Here is a 14,247-nt window from a genome sequence, read left to right as displayed (position 1 = left end):
AGAGGCTCAGATGCAAACTTTTGATGTGGTGATTGCCGGTGGCGGTATGGTGGGACTCGCTGTGGCCTGCGGCTTGCAGGGCAGCGGACTGCGCATCGCCGTACTGGAAAAATCGCCGGAGCCACCGTTGGCGCTGAGTGCGTCCCCGTCAATTCGCGTGTCGGCAATCAACGCCGCCAGCGAACGGCTGCTGCAGAAGCTGGATGTCTGGTCGACCATACTCTCACTGCGTGCCAGCGCGTATCACGGCATGGAAGTGTGGGATAAGGACAGCTTCGGCGCCATCGCTTTCGATGATGAGCAGCAGGGCTTGTCGCATCTGGGCCATATCATCGAAAACCCGGTGATCCACCATGCGCTCTGGCAGCGTGCCAGCGCCTGCAGCGACGTGACGATAATGGCACACTCGCAGTTACAGCAGGTGGCGTTTGGTGACAACGAAGCCTTTGTTACCCTGCAGGATGGCAGCATGTTAAGCGCGCGATTAATGATTGCCGCTGATGGCGCTAACTCCTGGCTGCGCAACAAAGCCGACATTCCGCTGACCTTCTGGGATTACGATCACCATGCGTTAGTGGCTAACGTCCGTACTGAGAAGCCGCACGACGCGGTGGCGCGGCAGGTGTTTCATGGCGACGGTATTCTGGCTTTCCTGCCAATGCAGGATCCGCATCTGAGCTCCATCGTCTGGTCGCTCTCGCCGCAGGAAGCGAGCCGTCTGGAAACCATGCCGGAAGCGCTGTTCAATCAGCAGCTCTCGGTGGCATTTGATATGCGGCTCGGGCTGTGCAAGCTGGAAAGCGAGCGCAAATCGTTCCCGCTGGTAGCGCGTTATGCCCGCAACTTTGCGGCACACCGTCTGGCGCTGGTGGGCGATGCGGCTCACACCATTCATCCGCTGGCGGGGCAGGGCGTAAACCTTGGCTTTATGGACGCCGCCGAGTTGATTGGTGAGATTCGTCGTCTGCATCAGCAGGGCAAAGATATTGGTCAGCACCTCTACCTGCGTCGCTACGAGCGCAGCCGTAAACACAGGGCCGCAATGATGCTGGCAGGCATGCAAGGCTTCCGGGAGATGTTCGCCGGCAATAATCCGGCGAAAAAACTGCTGCGTGACGTCGGTCTGAAGCTGGCTGATCGTCTGCCAGGGGTAAAACCTATAATGCTGAAGCAGGCGATGGGCCTGAATGATCTACCCGCCTGGCTACGCTAAATCCACGCCTCCTGATAAGCCAGCATCTGCTGGCTTTTTTATGCCTGAACTCCTCTGCACCACCAAAAGGCAACGCTGCACCAGCAGGGGTCTTCGTTTGATTTATTCTAATTTTGCGAGCAATTTCGCATTACTTTTTCTCATCTTCCCCTTCAGTGACAGCGGGATTTTTTTAACATCCTGAACGGCATCTCGCATAAATTTGCTGCGTATATTTAAAAACCCTGCATTTATTGCGCGATTAATCACAAAATTGCAGTTTTTTATCCTGCCAGCAGCGGTTCCTGGTTAGGCTGTGCCTCTGCTTTCGACCCCGGTTTGCTTATGGTTAATCGTCAGATTCGGTGGTAACGTCAGCCGTAAGAGAACGTTTGCGTCGGCACTGAATTCCGGCGCACTTTTGCACTCACTCGCTTCTGCACAGGATGGTTATGACTCAGCAAACACCTCTGTTTGAACAGCATCAGGCCTGCGGTGCCCGCATGGTGGATTTTCATGGCTGGATGATGCCGCTGCACTATGGCTCCCAGATGGATGAACATCATGTGGTGCGAACCGACGCCGGGATGTTTGATGTCTCTCACATGACCATCGTCGACCTGACAGGCCCCCGTACCCGCGAATTCCTGCGCTACCTGCTGGCGAATGATGTGGCAAAACTGACGCAGCCAGGCAAAGCGCTCTATACCGGGATGCTGAATGCTTCGGGTGGCGTCATTGACGATTTGATTGTTTACTTTATGAGCGAAGAGTTCTTCCGGCTGGTGGTGAACTCCGCGACCCGTGAAAACGATCTTGCCTGGATCACGCAACACGCGCAGGGCTATGGCATTACGCTGACGGAACGCGATGACCTGGCGCTGATTGCTGTGCAGGGCCCACAGGCGCAGCAGAAAGCTCAGACACTGTTCAGCGAGGAGCAGCGTCAGGCTGTTGCTGGCATGAAGCCCTTTTTCGGTGTGCAGTCAGGTGACCTGTTTATCGCTACCACCGGCTACACCGGTGAAGCGGGATATGAAATTGCGATGCCTGCAGGTGAGGCGGCCGATTTCTGGCAGCGTCTGCTGGCTGCTGGTGTAAAACCTGCTGGACTGGGCGCACGCGACACGCTGCGTCTGGAAGCGGGTATGAATCTGTATGGTCAGGAGATGGACGAAGGCGTTTCACCGCTGGCTGCCAACATGGGCTGGACAGTGTGCTGGGAACCCGCTGACCGCGATTTCATTGGTCGGGAAGCACTGGAACTGCAGCGTGAACGCGACGCCGAAAAACTGGTGGGGCTGATCCTCACAGAAAAAGGGGTGCTGCGTAACGGCCAGCCGGTGCGTTTCACCGATGACCAGGGGCAGCCGCAGGAGGGGATCATCACCAGTGGCTCTTTCTCACCGACACTGGGTTGCAGCATCGCTCTGGCGCGTGTACCGGCCTCCGTCGGCAGCACCGCCATCGTTGAGATCCGTAACCGCCAGATGCCCGTCCAGGTTACCCGTCCCGTTTTTGTCCGCGCCGGTAAACCGGTCGCCCAGTAAATTTTATTCAGGAGAAATGGCCAATGAGCAATGTGCCGAATACGTTGAAGTACCGCGACAGCCACGAATGGGTGCGCAAAGAAGCCGATGGCAGCTACACGGTGGGGATTACTGAACATGCGCAGGAATTACTGGGCGACATGGTATTTGTCGATCTGCCTGATGTGGGCGCGACGTTTGCCGCCGGTGAAGAGTGCGCGGTCGCAGAATCCGTTAAAGCGGCTTCAGATATCTATGCGCCAATCAGCGGTGAGATTGTCGCGGTCAACGAAGCACTGACTGACTCACCGGAGCAGGTCAACAGCGAGCCTTATGACGGCGGCTGGTTATTTAAAATTAAAGCCAGCGACGCGTCTGAAATCGACACGCTGCTGGATGCGGATGCTTATAAAGCCTCCATCGACGAGTAGTCGTCAGGCGGCCTCGTGCAGAGGCCGCAGATTTCTGTTTGCTCTCCGGTTCCCCCAGCCCGATTCAGGATTTACTGCTAATGACTCAGACTCTCAGCCAGCTTGAACACAACGGTGCATTCATTGAGCGCCATATTGGTCCTTCACCTGAGCAGCAGGCGCAGATGCTTGATGCAATTGGTGCCCGTTCGCTGGAAGCGTTAATCAGCACGATTGTGCCTGCCGACATTCAGCTGCCAGGCCCACCCGCCGTAGGCGAAGCGGCCACGGAACAGCAGGCGCTGGCCGAACTGAAAGCCATTGCCAGCCAGAACCTGCGTTACAAATCCTGGATCGGTATGGGGTACAGCGCGGTCATCACCCCGCCAGTCATCCTGCGTAACATGCTGGAAAATCCGGGCTGGTATACTGCCTATACGCCGTATCAGCCTGAAGTCTCGCAGGGCCGTCTGGAAGCACTGCTGAACTTCCAGCAGCTGACGCTGGATCTCACCGGGATGGATATCGCGTCCGCCTCGCTGCTGGATGAAGCCACTGCCGCTGCCGAAGCGATGGCGATGGCAAAACGCGTCAGTAAACTCAAAAACGCCAATAAATTCTTCATTGCCGACGATATTCATCCGCAGACGCTGGATGTGGTTCGTACCCGTGCGGCGACGTTCGGCTTCGAGCTGATCATCGATAGCGCCAACAAGGCATCCGATCACGACGATCTCTTTGGTGTACTGCTGCAACAGGTAGGCACCACCGGTGAGGCGCACGATTACAGCGCGCTGATTGCCGGGCTGAAAGCACGCAAAGTGGTGGTCAGCGTGGCGGCGGACTTTATGTCGCTGGTCTTACTGGAAGCGCCAGGCAAGCAGGGCGCAGACATCGTCTTTGGTTCAGCTCAGCGTTTCGGCGTGCCTATGGGTTACGGCGGCCCGCATGCTGCCTTCTTCGCCAGCCGCGACGAGCATAAGCGTTCTATGCCAGGCCGCATCATCGGTGTGTCACGTGATGCCGCGGGCAACACGGCGCTGCGTATGGCGATGCAGACCCGTGAACAACATATCCGCCGTGAAAAGGCCAACTCCAACATCTGTACTTCGCAGGTTCTGCTGGCAAACATCGCCGGTCTTTACGCGGTGTTCCACGGCCCGGCTGGTTTGAAACGCATTGCCTCACGCATTCACCGCTTTACCAACATCCTGGCAGCCGGACTGCAGCAGGGTGGCCTGAAGCTGCGTCATCAGCACTGGTTTGATACGCTGACGGTGGAAGTGGCGGATAAAGCCGCCGTGCTGAACCGTGCCCTGAGCTTTGGCGTTAACCTGCGTAGCGACATCCATAATGCCGTTGGCATCACGCTGGATGAAACCACCTGCCGCGAAGATATACTGGCGCTGCTCGCCATTCTGCTGGGTGATGAACACGGCCAGAATCTGGAAAAACTTGACAGCGAAGTCGCCAGCGAAAGCCACGCGATTCCTGCTGGGCTGCAACGCCACAGCGAGATCCTGACCCATCCGGTGTTCAACCGTCATCACAGCGAAACCGAGATGATGCGTTACATGCACAGCCTGGAGAAAAAGGATCTGGCGCTGAATCAGGCGATGATCCCGCTGGGTTCCTGCACCATGAAGCTTAACGCAGCCGCCGAGATGATCCCGATCACCTGGCCGGAATTTGCGGAACTGCATCCGTTCTGCCCGGCTGAACAGGCCACCGGCTATCTGCAGATGATCGGCCAGCTGTCGCAGTGGCTGGTGCAGCTCACCGGCTATGATGCACTCTGTATGCAGCCAAACTCCGGCGCACAGGGTGAATATGCCGGGCTGCTGGCGATCCGCCGCTATCACGAAAGCCGCGGCGAGGGCGATCGTCATCTCTGTCTGATTCCGAGTTCGGCGCACGGCACCAACCCGGCCTCAGCCCAGATGGCGGGCATGGACGTGGTAGTGGTAGCCTGCGATAAACAGGGCAACATCGACCTCGGCGACCTGCGTGAAAAAGCGGCTCAGGCGGCCGACCAGCTCTCCTGCATCATGGTGACTTATCCTTCTACCCACGGCGTCTATGAAGAGACCATCCGTGAAGTGTGCCAGATCGTGCATCAGTATGGCGGTCAGGTTTATCTGGATGGCGCGAACATGAATGCGCAGGTCGGCATCACTACGCCAGGCTACATCGGCGCAGATGTCTCGCACCTCAATCTGCACAAAACCTTCTGCATTCCGCACGGCGGCGGCGGTCCGGGTATGGGACCGATTGGCGTGAAGGCGCACCTGGCTCCGTTTGTTCCGGGACATAGCGTGGTACAGATCGATGGTGTACTGACGCAGCAGGGCGCGGTCTCCGCAGCGCCGTTTGGCAGCGCCTCTATTCTGCCGATCAGCTGGATGTACATTCGCATGATGGGCGCCGAAGGGCTGAAACAGGCCAGCTCGGTCGCGATTCTGAATGCCAACTATATCGCCAGCCGCCTGCAGTCTGCCTATCCGGTGCTCTACACCGGTCGTGATGGTCGCGTGGCGCATGAATGTATTCTCGACATCCGTCCGCTGAAAGAGCAGACCGGCATCAGTGAGCTGGATATCGCTAAGCGCCTGATCGATTACGGATTCCATGCGCCAACTATGTCTTTCCCGGTGGCGGGTACGCTGATGGTGGAGCCGACCGAGTCAGAGAGCAAAATCGAACTCGATCGCTTTATCGACGCGATGCTGGCGATTCGCATGGAGATTGACCGGGTAACGGGTGGTGAATGGCCGCTGGACGATAATCCATTGGTTAATGCACCGCATACCCAGCTGGAAATCGTCAGTGAGTGGTCACATCCTTACAGCCGTGAACTGGCGGTCTTCCCGGCGGGCAGCCATAACAAATACTGGCCGACGGTAAAACGTCTGGATGATGTGTTTGGAGACCGTAATCTGTTCTGCTCCTGCGTGCCGATGAGCGATTATCAGTAAGCTCCCCGCAGGTAAGCATTAACCATCAGGGGCCGATTCGTCGGCCCTTTTTTACTGGAGATTCAGCATGAAACTGGCACTGGTTACGGGTGGCAGCCGCGGTATCGGACGGGCCACGTCGCTGTTACTGGCAGCCCGGGGTTACCGGGTCGCGGTGAACTATCGTCAGCGCGAGGCCGAAGCGCAACAGCTGGTGGCGCAGATCCAGCAGCAGGGCGGTGAAGCCTTTGCGGTTCAGGCGGATATCAGTGATGAAGCTCAGCTGATGGCGATGTTTGCGCAGCTCGACCAGCAGCCTGTGCCGCTGGCATTGCTGGTGAACAACGCCGGGATTCTGTTTCAGCAGTGCCGCACCGAGCAACTGGATGCGACGCGCCTGCATAAGGTCTTTGCTACCAACGTCATCGGATCTTTTCTCTGCTGTCGTGAGGCGGTTAAGCGGATGGGCACCCATCACGGCGGTCAGGGCGGCGCGATTGTAAACGTCTCGTCGGCCGCGTCACGTACCGGTGCGCCTGGCGAATATGTTGATTACGCTGCCTCAAAAGGAGCGATGGATACGCTGACCAAAGGATTGTCGCTGGAAGTGGCGCAGCAGGGGATTCGGGTCAATGGCGTACGTCCGGGATTCATCTATACAGAGATGCATGCCGATGGCGGAGAGCCGGGCAGGGTGGACAGGCTGGCCAGCGTGATCCCGATGGGACGTGGCGGTGAGGCAGAAGAGGTGGCGGAGGCGATCGTCTGGCTGGCCAGCGATGCGGCCTCTTACATCACCGGCAGCATCATTGACGCTGCCGGTGGGCGTTAACTCGCTTCGCCGCTGATGCGGCGTGATGACTTACAGGTTTTCGCCGTTACTGGCGATAACCTGCTGATACCAGCCAAAGCTCTTCTTCTTCCCACGAGAAAAATCGCCGCTGCCATCATCGTTTTTATTCACATGAATAAAGCCGTAACGTTTGTCGTACTGGCCGGTGGTAAAAGAGACGCAATCGATGCAGCCCCACGGGGTATAGCCCATTAATTCAACACCATCGTACGCCACGGCTTTCTTCATCTCTTCGATATGCGCACGCAGATAGTCGATGCGGTAATCATCTTCAATAAGCCCGTCAGCGTTGGGCTTATCGATAGCACCAAAGCCGTTTTCAACAATAAACAGCGGTTTCTGGTAACGCTCATACAGCTCGTTCATGGCATAGCGCAGGCCAACCGGATCGATCTGCCAGCCCCAGTCAGACGCCTTCACATGTGGGTTTTTCACCACGCCTTCAAAGCCGGTGATCGGGTCGTCAACGCCGCTGGCATCAGTTTTCACAGCGTTGCTCATGTAGTAGCTGAAACCGACATAGTCTGCGCAGCCCTGGCGCAGTGTTTCGGCATCGTCCGCTTCCATCTGAATGTCGTAACCTTTGCGCGCCCACTCTTTCAGAGTGTAGGCCGGATAGTAGCCACGCATCTGAACGTCACTGAACACATAGCGCTGGTGCATCGATTCCTGCGCCAGCACCACATCGTCCGGGTGGCAGGAGAATGGATAGATCGGCACCATGGCGATCATGCAGCCAATCTGTAAGTCAGGATTGATGTCGTGACCGAGCTTCACTACTTTGGCGCTGGCAACAAACTGGTGGTGCATTACCTGATACATCGCCTGTTCAGGTTTCTCATGCTCGGTAAAGATCACGCCTGAACAGCAGTAACCAAACAGCGGATACTGCCAGTTACGCTGGTTGTTTATCTCGTTAAAGGTCATCCAGTATTTCACTTTGTTCTTATAGCGATTCAGCACCACTTCGCTGAAGCGCACAAAGAAGTCGACCACTTTGCGGTTGTGCCAGCCGCCATACTCTTTGACCAGGTGATAAGGCATTTCGAAGTGCGAAAGGGTGATGACCGGTTCAATGCCATATTTCAGCAGTTCATCAAACAGATCGTCATAGAATTGCAGGCCCGCTTCGTTGGGCTGCTGCTCATCCCCGTTGGGGAAGATGCGGGTCCAGGCAATAGAGGTACGGAAACATTTGAAGCCCATCTCGGCAAACAGCGCGACATCCTGTTTGTAATGGGAGTAAAACTCCACGCCTTTGTGGTTCGGGTAGAAGTGGCCAGGCTGCACGCCGTCGGTGATGACACGGTCAACGCCATGTGAACCGCCGGTCATCACGTCAGCAATGCTGACGCCTTTGCCGCCCTGATCCCAGCCGCCTTCAACCTGATGCGCGGCGACCGCACCGCCCCAAAGAAAGCCTTTAGGTAACTGCAATTCTGCACTCATGCTTCACCCCATTACGGATATTGAAATTGAGCTGAGTGTAGCAAGGAAATATTGAAAGTCACGATATAACAGTGCGCGAATAATTGCGTTTGTTACATCCAAAAAACAGGCTGTTTTATTTCCCCAGCTGGCGACCTATCGCTTCAATAATATAGGTCACCGGCACCTGAGTCGTAATGTCAGAATTGTCGGCCATGCGGATAATCGGCACATGGTAGCAGAGGTTGAAATCACCAATCTTCGCCAGCGAGCAGCTTTCCGTATTGGTTATCGCAATGATTTTGCACTTATTCAGGCTGAACTGGCTGGCAATGCGCAGGATCTCTTCAGTTTCGCCGGAGACAGATAAAATAATGGCGACGGCATTTTCATAGAGATCAGGGCTGACCGGGTAATAGGGGTCATCAATCGCATGGCTGAATTTTCCGAGGTTTGAGAAAAAACGCGCACCATATTTTGCCAGGCTGCCGGAGGTGCCGACGCCAATAAAGAAGACCTGCTCCGCCTGATTAATTTTCTGCGCGGCCTGCGTGATGAGCTGTTCAAATTCCGGGTTATTAATACTTTTAAAAAAGCTCAGCATCTCGCTGACACCCGCCGTATTGAGCAGCGGCGTGCGCTCCTGTTCGCTTAAGCGCAGGCGGATGCGGAATTCTGACCAGCCTTCACAATCCATCTTGCGGCAGAAACGCAGCACGGTGGTGGTGGAGACTCCAGCCTGTTCAGCCAGTTCGCGGATCGTCATGTAGCTGACGCCTTCGCGGTGCTTAATGATGAACTGATAGACCTGTATTTCCAGATCGTTAAGACGGGCGAGATCGCGATGCGAAAACATGGATGACTCATTGAACAGTTGACCGGCGGTCAGTTTACCAGATTCATCACCCGGTTTAACGGAGAGTCAATTTCAGCAAATAATTTTAGCGTACACGTGTACACTGAAAAAATTATTGGCTACGCTGGGTAACCGTTATCATTGCTATGGAGCTGTTCAGGAACCTGATATGACCACCACACTCTCTCACAAACACCGGCCCGCTGCGGGCTATTCAGTTGCTGAAGAAATTGCCAACAGTATCAGTCACGGACTCGGCTGCCTGTTTGGTATCGTCGGCCTGGTATTGATGATTAATCAGGCCACTGAGAGGCAGGCTGACACCATCACCTTTATCAGTTACAGCCTCTATGGCGGCAGCATGATTCTGCTGTTTCTGGCCTCGACGCTCTATCACGCTATCCCGGATGGACCGGCCAGACCCTGGCTGAAAAAGCTGGATCACTGCGCCATCTATCTGCTGATTGCGGGCACCTACACGCCGTTTCTGCTGGTCGGTCTGAGGACGCCGCTGGCGTATGGATTAATGGCGGTGATCTGGGGGCTGGCACTGGCGGGTATTGTGTTCAAGCTCACGATTGCGCATCGCTTTAAAGCGCTGTCGCTGGTGACCTATCTCTGTATGGGGTGGCTGTCGCTGATTGTGGTTTATCAGCTGGCGATGATCCTGCCGCCGGGCTGCATCTGGCTGCTGGCCGCAGGCGGAATTATCTATTCGCTGGGGGTGATTTTCTATGTGGCGCGCCGCATTCCCTTTAACCACGCCATCTGGCATTTGTTCGTGCTGGGCGGCAGTCTCTGCCACTTCTGCGCCATCTATTTTTATGTGCGCTGAGTAGATTGCGGCATGGCCCTTCCGTTAATGAGAGGGCCATGCGATTACATCACTCTTCAGCCAGCGAGTAGGGCAGCGGCTGGATGGTCAGATGCCCGCCTTCGTCACCTTCAACCCGCAGCACGCTGTCCGGCTCCAGATCGTTATTCATCACGACCTGAATCCAGCTGATCCCGTCATCTAACTGTACCGCAGCCAGCACGCTGCCGGTACGACGCCAGCGTTCACCCATCTGCAACTCCAGCGGGGCATTAGCTTCAGGCAGATGACTTGCCTGACCCGCCAGCCAGTAGAGTGCGCGTTTGTTGGCACCGCGATATTTCGCCCGGGCTACCATCTCCTGACCGGCATAGCAGCCCTTTTTGAAGCTGATGGCATCCAGCGCCTGCAGGTTGGTGGCCTGCGGAATAAACTGCACGCTGGTGGCCGGATCGATCACCGGAATCCCTGCTTCAATATCCAGCGCCAGCCACTGCTGACTGTCATTAAACTGTGCATCATCGTTGAGCTTTTGCTTCAGCGCTTCTGCCTGAGACAGCGAGGTGACAAACAAAAAACGCTCGGCCGGATGGGCAAACCACAGCAGCGTGGTTTCTCCCTGCTGCACGACCGGTTTCTCACTGTCGGGCAGGCTATCAAACAGATTCGCCAGCGCGGCCCGCGCCTGAAAACCGGCTACGCCAAGCAACACGGACTCATCGTCAGCCGCCATCGTCACTTTCGAAAACACGGCGTATTTTTTTAACTCGGTCAGCTGGGTGTCACGCAGTTCACGGCGTATCAGCCAGGCATAGCCTTCGCCGCGATGGAACAGGCGCATATTGCTCCACATTTTGCCTTTAGCATCGCAGTGAGCGGCGGGCGAATGGTGGTCTGCATCCAGCGCCGCGACATCCAGCGTTAACTGACCCTGCAGGTAAGAGGTGCTGTCGGCACCGGTAATGGAAACCAGCGCCCAGCTATCCAGTGACATCAGGGTTAACGGCAGACGAGAGGACGCGGCAGGCTGGCGCGGCGGTAATGTAAAAGTGGGCATGGAGATATCCTGTATAAGAAGGTTCATCCGGAACATTGTCTTCAATGTTAAAAGAGCCGACTGGCAATGCAACCTGTTTACGGAAAACGGCGCACAAAAGGCGTGATAACCCTGAAAACGTGCTATCTGAAATGGGGCAGGTTGCACAGCCTGCGATGCTGCGCCTGCGAGCCGCATTAAACCAGGTTACACTAGGCGCCACGTTGTGAATTGTGGAAATTGATGCATGGATATTAATGATAAATCACGTATTCAGTGGGCCTGCCGTCGCGGCATGCTGGAACTGGATGTGGCTATTATGCCGTTCTTCAAATTTGAGTATGACACGCTGAACGACACCGATAAGCAGGTCTTTGTTAATCTGCTGAAGAGTGACGATCCCGATTTGTTCAACTGGCTGATGAATCACGGGGAGCCAAAGGATCCAGAGCTTAAGCGGATGGTGAATTTGATCCAGCAGCGTAACCATGACCGCGGCCCGGTGGCAATGTAAGCTGCGTCCCTCTCGCCTGGCGTGCGCAATACTGTGCGCCTGGCTGGTGGCCGCAGTAACGGGCGTAGTCATGATGACGCTGCCGGTGGGCGGCTGGCTGATTAAAGCGCCGATTATTCTGCTGTTGCTGGCTGAGGGCTGGCGCAGCTTCCGGCGATTGATTCAGCGGCACGGCGGGTTACAGCGGGAAGGGGTTCATTGCTGGATCTGGCAGGGAAAACGCTGGCGACCGACCCAGCCGCTACGCTGGTTACCGATTGGCCTGCTGCTGGTGGCCCGGAGTGAAAAGGGTGCCACGCTGCGCTTTTGGCTGATGCGGGACAATATGCAGCCTGGCGAATGGCGTGCGTTACGCGCCTGCTGTTTAAGCAAGGCGCGGCATTAACGTCAGCGGGGCAGGCAAGGCCAGTCAGAGCAGTGCAGCGGTTTCGGTTAACACCTGCTCGCACCACTGCTCAACGCGCTCATCGGTAACCTCAAACTGATTCACATCATCAAGCGCCAGACCGACAAACTGCGAGCCATCGGCACTGAGTGGTTTCGGGCTGGTGAACTCATAGCCTTCAAGTGGCCAGTAGCCGACAAAACGCACGCCCATTGGCTGCAGCAAATCGTGCAGCATGCCGAGCGCATCTAAAAACCACTCGCCATAGCCAATCTGATCGCCCATACCATAGAGTGCGACAATCTTGTTTTGCAGATTCAGCGCGGGCAACTGTGTCCAGATCGCCTCCCAGTCCTCCTGCAACTCACCGAAATCCCAGGTCGGGATGCCCATGATCAGCAAATCATACTGCTCCATCAGGCGCGGGTCGTCATCTTTGACGTTATGCAGCGTGACTAACTCTTCGCCAATAAAATCGCGAATTTTCTCCGCTACGATTTCGGTGTAACAGGTACTGGAACCGTAAAAAAGACCGATTTTCATGCAGATAACACTCTGTAAATACTGACTTTGGCGCAATTGTACCAGAAGCGCTGCTGAATCAGGCATAATGAGCATGATTTTACACCAGACGGCGGAGATAACGTGCAGGACAGCGATCTGACAGAACAGTTTCTTGATGCGCTCTGGATTGAACGCAATCTGGCGCAGAACACACTCTCCTCCTATCGCCAGGATCTCCAGACGCTGACCGGCTGGCTGGCGCATCACCAACTGACGCTGCTCAGTGTTGCGCCGCTGGATCTGCAGCAGTTTCTGGCCGAACGGCTGGAGGGAGGCTACAAGGCGACCAGTTCAGCGCGGCTGCTCAGCGCCATGCGTCGCCTGTTCCAGTATCTTTATCGCGAAAAGCTTCGCCCGGACGATCCCAGTGCGCTGCTGTCCGCGCCAAAACTGCCGCAGCGTTTGCCGAAAGATCTCAGTGAAGCCCAGGTCGAGCGATTGTTGCAGGCACCCAATATCGATATCCCGCTGGAGCTGCGCGACAAGGCGATGCTGGAGCTGCTTTACGCCACCGGTCTGCGCGTCTCCGAACTGATTGGCCTGACGCTCAGCGATATCAGCCTGCGACAGGGCGTCGTCCGGGTTATCGGTAAAGGGGATAAAGAGCGGCTTGTGCCTTTAGGTGAAGAAGCGGTTTACTGGCTGGAGCAATATATGGAACATGGTCGTCCGTGGCTGCTCAATGGGCAGACGCTGGACGTGATGTTTCCCAGCAACCGGGCACAGCAGATGACGCGTCAGACCTTCTGGCATCGCATTAAGCACTACGCCACGCTGGCGGGGATCGACAGCGAAAAGTTGTCGCCGCATGTAATGCGCCACGCCTTTGCGACCCATCTGCTGAACCACGGCGCCGATCTGCGTGTCGTACAGATGCTGCTGGGACACAGCGATCTCTCCACCACCCAAATTTATACGCACGTCGCTACGGAGCGTCTGCGTCAGTTGCATCAACAACACCATCCGCGAGCGTGATTCGCGGCTATAAGGATAAAAATGAACAAGCATTTTGCGATGCTGGCCCTGTTAGCCAGCGCCTTTTCCGGCCTCGCACAGGCCGATGACAGCGCCATTCAGCAATCACTTAAAAAGCTCGGTCTGAACCAGACGGAGATCAGCCCGTCACCGCTGCCGGGCTTTAAAACCGTGCTGTCGGAAAGCGGCGTGCTCTATGTTACCGACGACGGCAAACATATGATTCAGGGTCCGCTTTATGACGTCAGCGGCAAACAGCCGGTCAATGTCACCAACCAGCTGTTGGACAAAAAAGTCGAAGCGCTGGTGCCGGAGATGATTGTCTACAAAGCGCCTAAAGAGCAGCACGTGATCACCGTCTTCACTGATATCACCTGTGGCTACTGTCACAAGCTGCACGAGCAGATGGCGGACTACAATGCGCTGGGCATCACCGTGCGCTACCTGGCGTTTCCGCGTGAAGGGCTGAACGGTCAGATTGAACCAGCGATGAAAGCGATCTGGTGCAGCGCTGATCGCAATAAAGCGTTTGATGAGGCGATGAAAGGCAATACGCCGAAAATGGCCGCACCAGACAGTTGCAAAATTGATATTGCTCAGCACTACAAACTGGGCGTGCTGTTCGGCATTCAGGGTACACCCGCGATGCTGACCGATACCGGCATGATGATCCCAGGTTATCAGTCGCCACAGGAGCTGAAGCAGGTGCTGGACAATCAGAAGCGTGGTGGTTAATC

Annotated in this window: 14 protein-coding genes; 10 read left to right on the top strand and 4 right to left on the bottom strand. The window is 55.9% G+C overall.

Annotation, left to right across the window (positions count from 1 at the left end; translation table 11 throughout):
* Nucleotides 1-10 precede the first annotated feature (10 nt).
* The 5 genes from ubiI to AC2LB6_RS16290 all read left to right on the top strand — a co-directional run bounded on the left by ubiI (nt 11) and on the right by AC2LB6_RS16290 (nt 6,917).
* Nucleotides 11-1,213, top strand: coding sequence for an FAD-dependent 2-octaprenylphenol hydroxylase (ubiI, locus tag AC2LB6_RS16310; protein ID WP_490094291.1), 1,203 nt, complete (start codon nt 11-13; stop codon nt 1,211-1,213).
* Between the two features lie 431 nt (nt 1,214-1,644).
* On the top strand, nt 1,645-2,742 hold the full coding sequence (gene gcvT / locus AC2LB6_RS16305; protein ID WP_490094290.1) for a glycine cleavage system aminomethyltransferase GcvT: 1,098 nt from the start codon (nt 1,645-1,647) through the stop codon (nt 2,740-2,742).
* Nucleotides 2,743-2,765: 23 nt separating this feature from the next.
* Entirely contained in the window at nt 2,766-3,152 is a 387-nt protein-coding gene (gcvH, locus tag AC2LB6_RS16300) for a glycine cleavage system protein GcvH (protein ID WP_490094289.1), read from the top strand.
* Nucleotides 3,153-3,232: 80 nt separating this feature from the next.
* Nucleotides 3,233-6,106 (top strand): aminomethyl-transferring glycine dehydrogenase, encoded by a 2,874-nt coding sequence (gene gcvP, locus AC2LB6_RS16295; RefSeq protein WP_490094288.1) that lies wholly within the window; start codon nt 3,233-3,235, stop codon nt 6,104-6,106.
* Nucleotides 6,107-6,173: 67 nt separating this feature from the next.
* The gene (locus AC2LB6_RS16290) at nt 6,174-6,917 is read left to right on the top strand and encodes an SDR family oxidoreductase (protein ID WP_490094287.1); all 744 of its coding nucleotides are present in this window, start codon (nt 6,174-6,176) and stop codon (nt 6,915-6,917) included.
* 30 nt (nt 6,918-6,947) lie between these two features.
* Here the strand turns inward: AC2LB6_RS16290 and AC2LB6_RS16285 are convergent, their stop codons facing one another.
* Together AC2LB6_RS16285 and AC2LB6_RS16280 are read right to left on the bottom strand one after the other, a co-directional pair.
* Nucleotides 6,948-8,387, bottom strand: coding sequence for a 6-phospho-beta-glucosidase (locus AC2LB6_RS16285; protein WP_490094286.1), 1,440 nt, complete (start codon nt 8,385-8,387; stop codon nt 6,948-6,950).
* A 115-nt stretch (nt 8,388-8,502) separates the two neighbouring features.
* Entirely contained in the window at nt 8,503-9,222 is a 720-nt protein-coding gene (locus tag AC2LB6_RS16280) for a MurR/RpiR family transcriptional regulator (protein ID WP_490094285.1), read from the bottom strand.
* Between the two features lie 169 nt (nt 9,223-9,391).
* Between AC2LB6_RS16280 and trhA the strand changes: the two genes are divergently transcribed.
* Nucleotides 9,392-10,057 (top strand): PAQR family membrane homeostasis protein TrhA, encoded by a 666-nt coding sequence (gene trhA, locus AC2LB6_RS16275; RefSeq protein ID WP_490094284.1) that lies wholly within the window; start codon nt 9,392-9,394, stop codon nt 10,055-10,057.
* 49 nt (nt 10,058-10,106) lie between these two features.
* Here the strand turns inward: trhA and ygfZ are convergent, their stop codons facing one another.
* The gene (ygfZ, locus tag AC2LB6_RS16270) at nt 10,107-11,093 is read right to left on the bottom strand and encodes a tRNA-modifying protein YgfZ (RefSeq protein ID WP_490094283.1); all 987 of its coding nucleotides are present in this window, start codon (nt 11,091-11,093) and stop codon (nt 10,107-10,109) included.
* Nucleotides 11,094-11,319: 226 nt separating this feature from the next.
* Between ygfZ and sdhE the strand changes: the two genes are divergently transcribed.
* Both sdhE and AC2LB6_RS16260 read left to right on the top strand, forming a co-directional pair.
* Nucleotides 11,320-11,586, top strand: coding sequence for an FAD assembly factor SdhE (gene sdhE / locus AC2LB6_RS16265; protein ID WP_003852881.1), 267 nt, complete (start codon nt 11,320-11,322; stop codon nt 11,584-11,586).
* The gene (locus tag AC2LB6_RS16260; protein ID WP_490094282.1) at nt 11,561-11,971 is read left to right on the top strand and encodes a protein YgfX; all 411 of its coding nucleotides are present in this window, start codon (nt 11,561-11,563) and stop codon (nt 11,969-11,971) included. Before sdhE ends, AC2LB6_RS16260 begins: the two co-directional genes overlap by 26 nt.
* Before the next feature lie 24 nt (nt 11,972-11,995).
* Here the strand turns inward: AC2LB6_RS16260 and fldB are convergent, their stop codons facing one another.
* Nucleotides 11,996-12,514: a flavodoxin FldB gene (gene fldB, locus AC2LB6_RS16255; protein WP_003852885.1), complete on the bottom strand. Its 519-nt coding sequence runs from the start codon at nt 12,512-12,514 to the stop codon at nt 11,996-11,998.
* 102 nt (nt 12,515-12,616) lie between these two features.
* On the opposite strand from fldB, the gene xerD reads away from it, so the two are divergent.
* On the top strand, nt 12,617-13,510 hold the full coding sequence (gene xerD, locus AC2LB6_RS16250) for a site-specific tyrosine recombinase XerD (RefSeq protein ID WP_010248689.1): 894 nt from the start codon (nt 12,617-12,619) through the stop codon (nt 13,508-13,510).
* A gap of 21 nt (nt 13,511-13,531) precedes the next feature.
* Nucleotides 13,532-14,245 (top strand): bifunctional protein-disulfide isomerase/oxidoreductase DsbC, encoded by a 714-nt coding sequence (gene dsbC, locus AC2LB6_RS16245; protein ID WP_490094281.1) that lies wholly within the window; start codon nt 13,532-13,534, stop codon nt 14,243-14,245.
* Nucleotides 14,246-14,247 lie beyond the last annotated feature (2 nt).

It is taken from the genome of Pantoea sp. RCC30.1, from assembly GCF_058148845.1.
This window is presented reverse-complemented; position numbering and strand designations above follow the sequence as displayed.

Coding starts and splice junctions, on each gene's coding strand:
- gcvH (WP_490094289.1), top strand. CDS start 2,766: ATGAGCAATGTGCCGAATACGTTGAAGTACCGCGACAGCCACGAATGG.
- sdhE (WP_003852881.1), top strand. CDS start 11,320: ATGGATATTAATGATAAATCACGTATTCAGTGGGCCTGCCGTCGCGGC.
- gcvT (WP_490094290.1), top strand. CDS start 1,645: ATGACTCAGCAAACACCTCTGTTTGAACAGCATCAGGCCTGCGGTGCC.
- AC2LB6_RS16260 (WP_490094282.1), top strand. CDS start 11,561: ATGACCGCGGCCCGGTGGCAATGTAAGCTGCGTCCCTCTCGCCTGGCG.
- ubiI (WP_490094291.1), top strand. CDS start 11: ATGCAAACTTTTGATGTGGTGATTGCCGGTGGCGGTATGGTGGGACTC.
- AC2LB6_RS16285 (WP_490094286.1), bottom strand. CDS start 8,387: ATGAGTGCAGAATTGCAGTTACCTAAAGGCTTTCTTTGGGGCGGTGCG.
- gcvP (WP_490094288.1), top strand. CDS start 3,233: ATGACTCAGACTCTCAGCCAGCTTGAACACAACGGTGCATTCATTGAG.
- AC2LB6_RS16290 (WP_490094287.1), top strand. CDS start 6,174: ATGAAACTGGCACTGGTTACGGGTGGCAGCCGCGGTATCGGACGGGCC.
- AC2LB6_RS16280 (WP_490094285.1), bottom strand. CDS start 9,222: ATGTTTTCGCATCGCGATCTCGCCCGTCTTAACGATCTGGAAATACAG.
- trhA (WP_490094284.1), top strand. CDS start 9,392: ATGACCACCACACTCTCTCACAAACACCGGCCCGCTGCGGGCTATTCA.
- fldB (WP_003852885.1), bottom strand. CDS start 12,514: ATGAAAATCGGTCTTTTTTACGGTTCCAGTACCTGTTACACCGAAATC.
- dsbC (WP_490094281.1), top strand. CDS start 13,532: ATGAACAAGCATTTTGCGATGCTGGCCCTGTTAGCCAGCGCCTTTTCC.
- ygfZ (WP_490094283.1), bottom strand. CDS start 11,093: ATGCCCACTTTTACATTACCGCCGCGCCAGCCTGCCGCGTCCTCTCGT.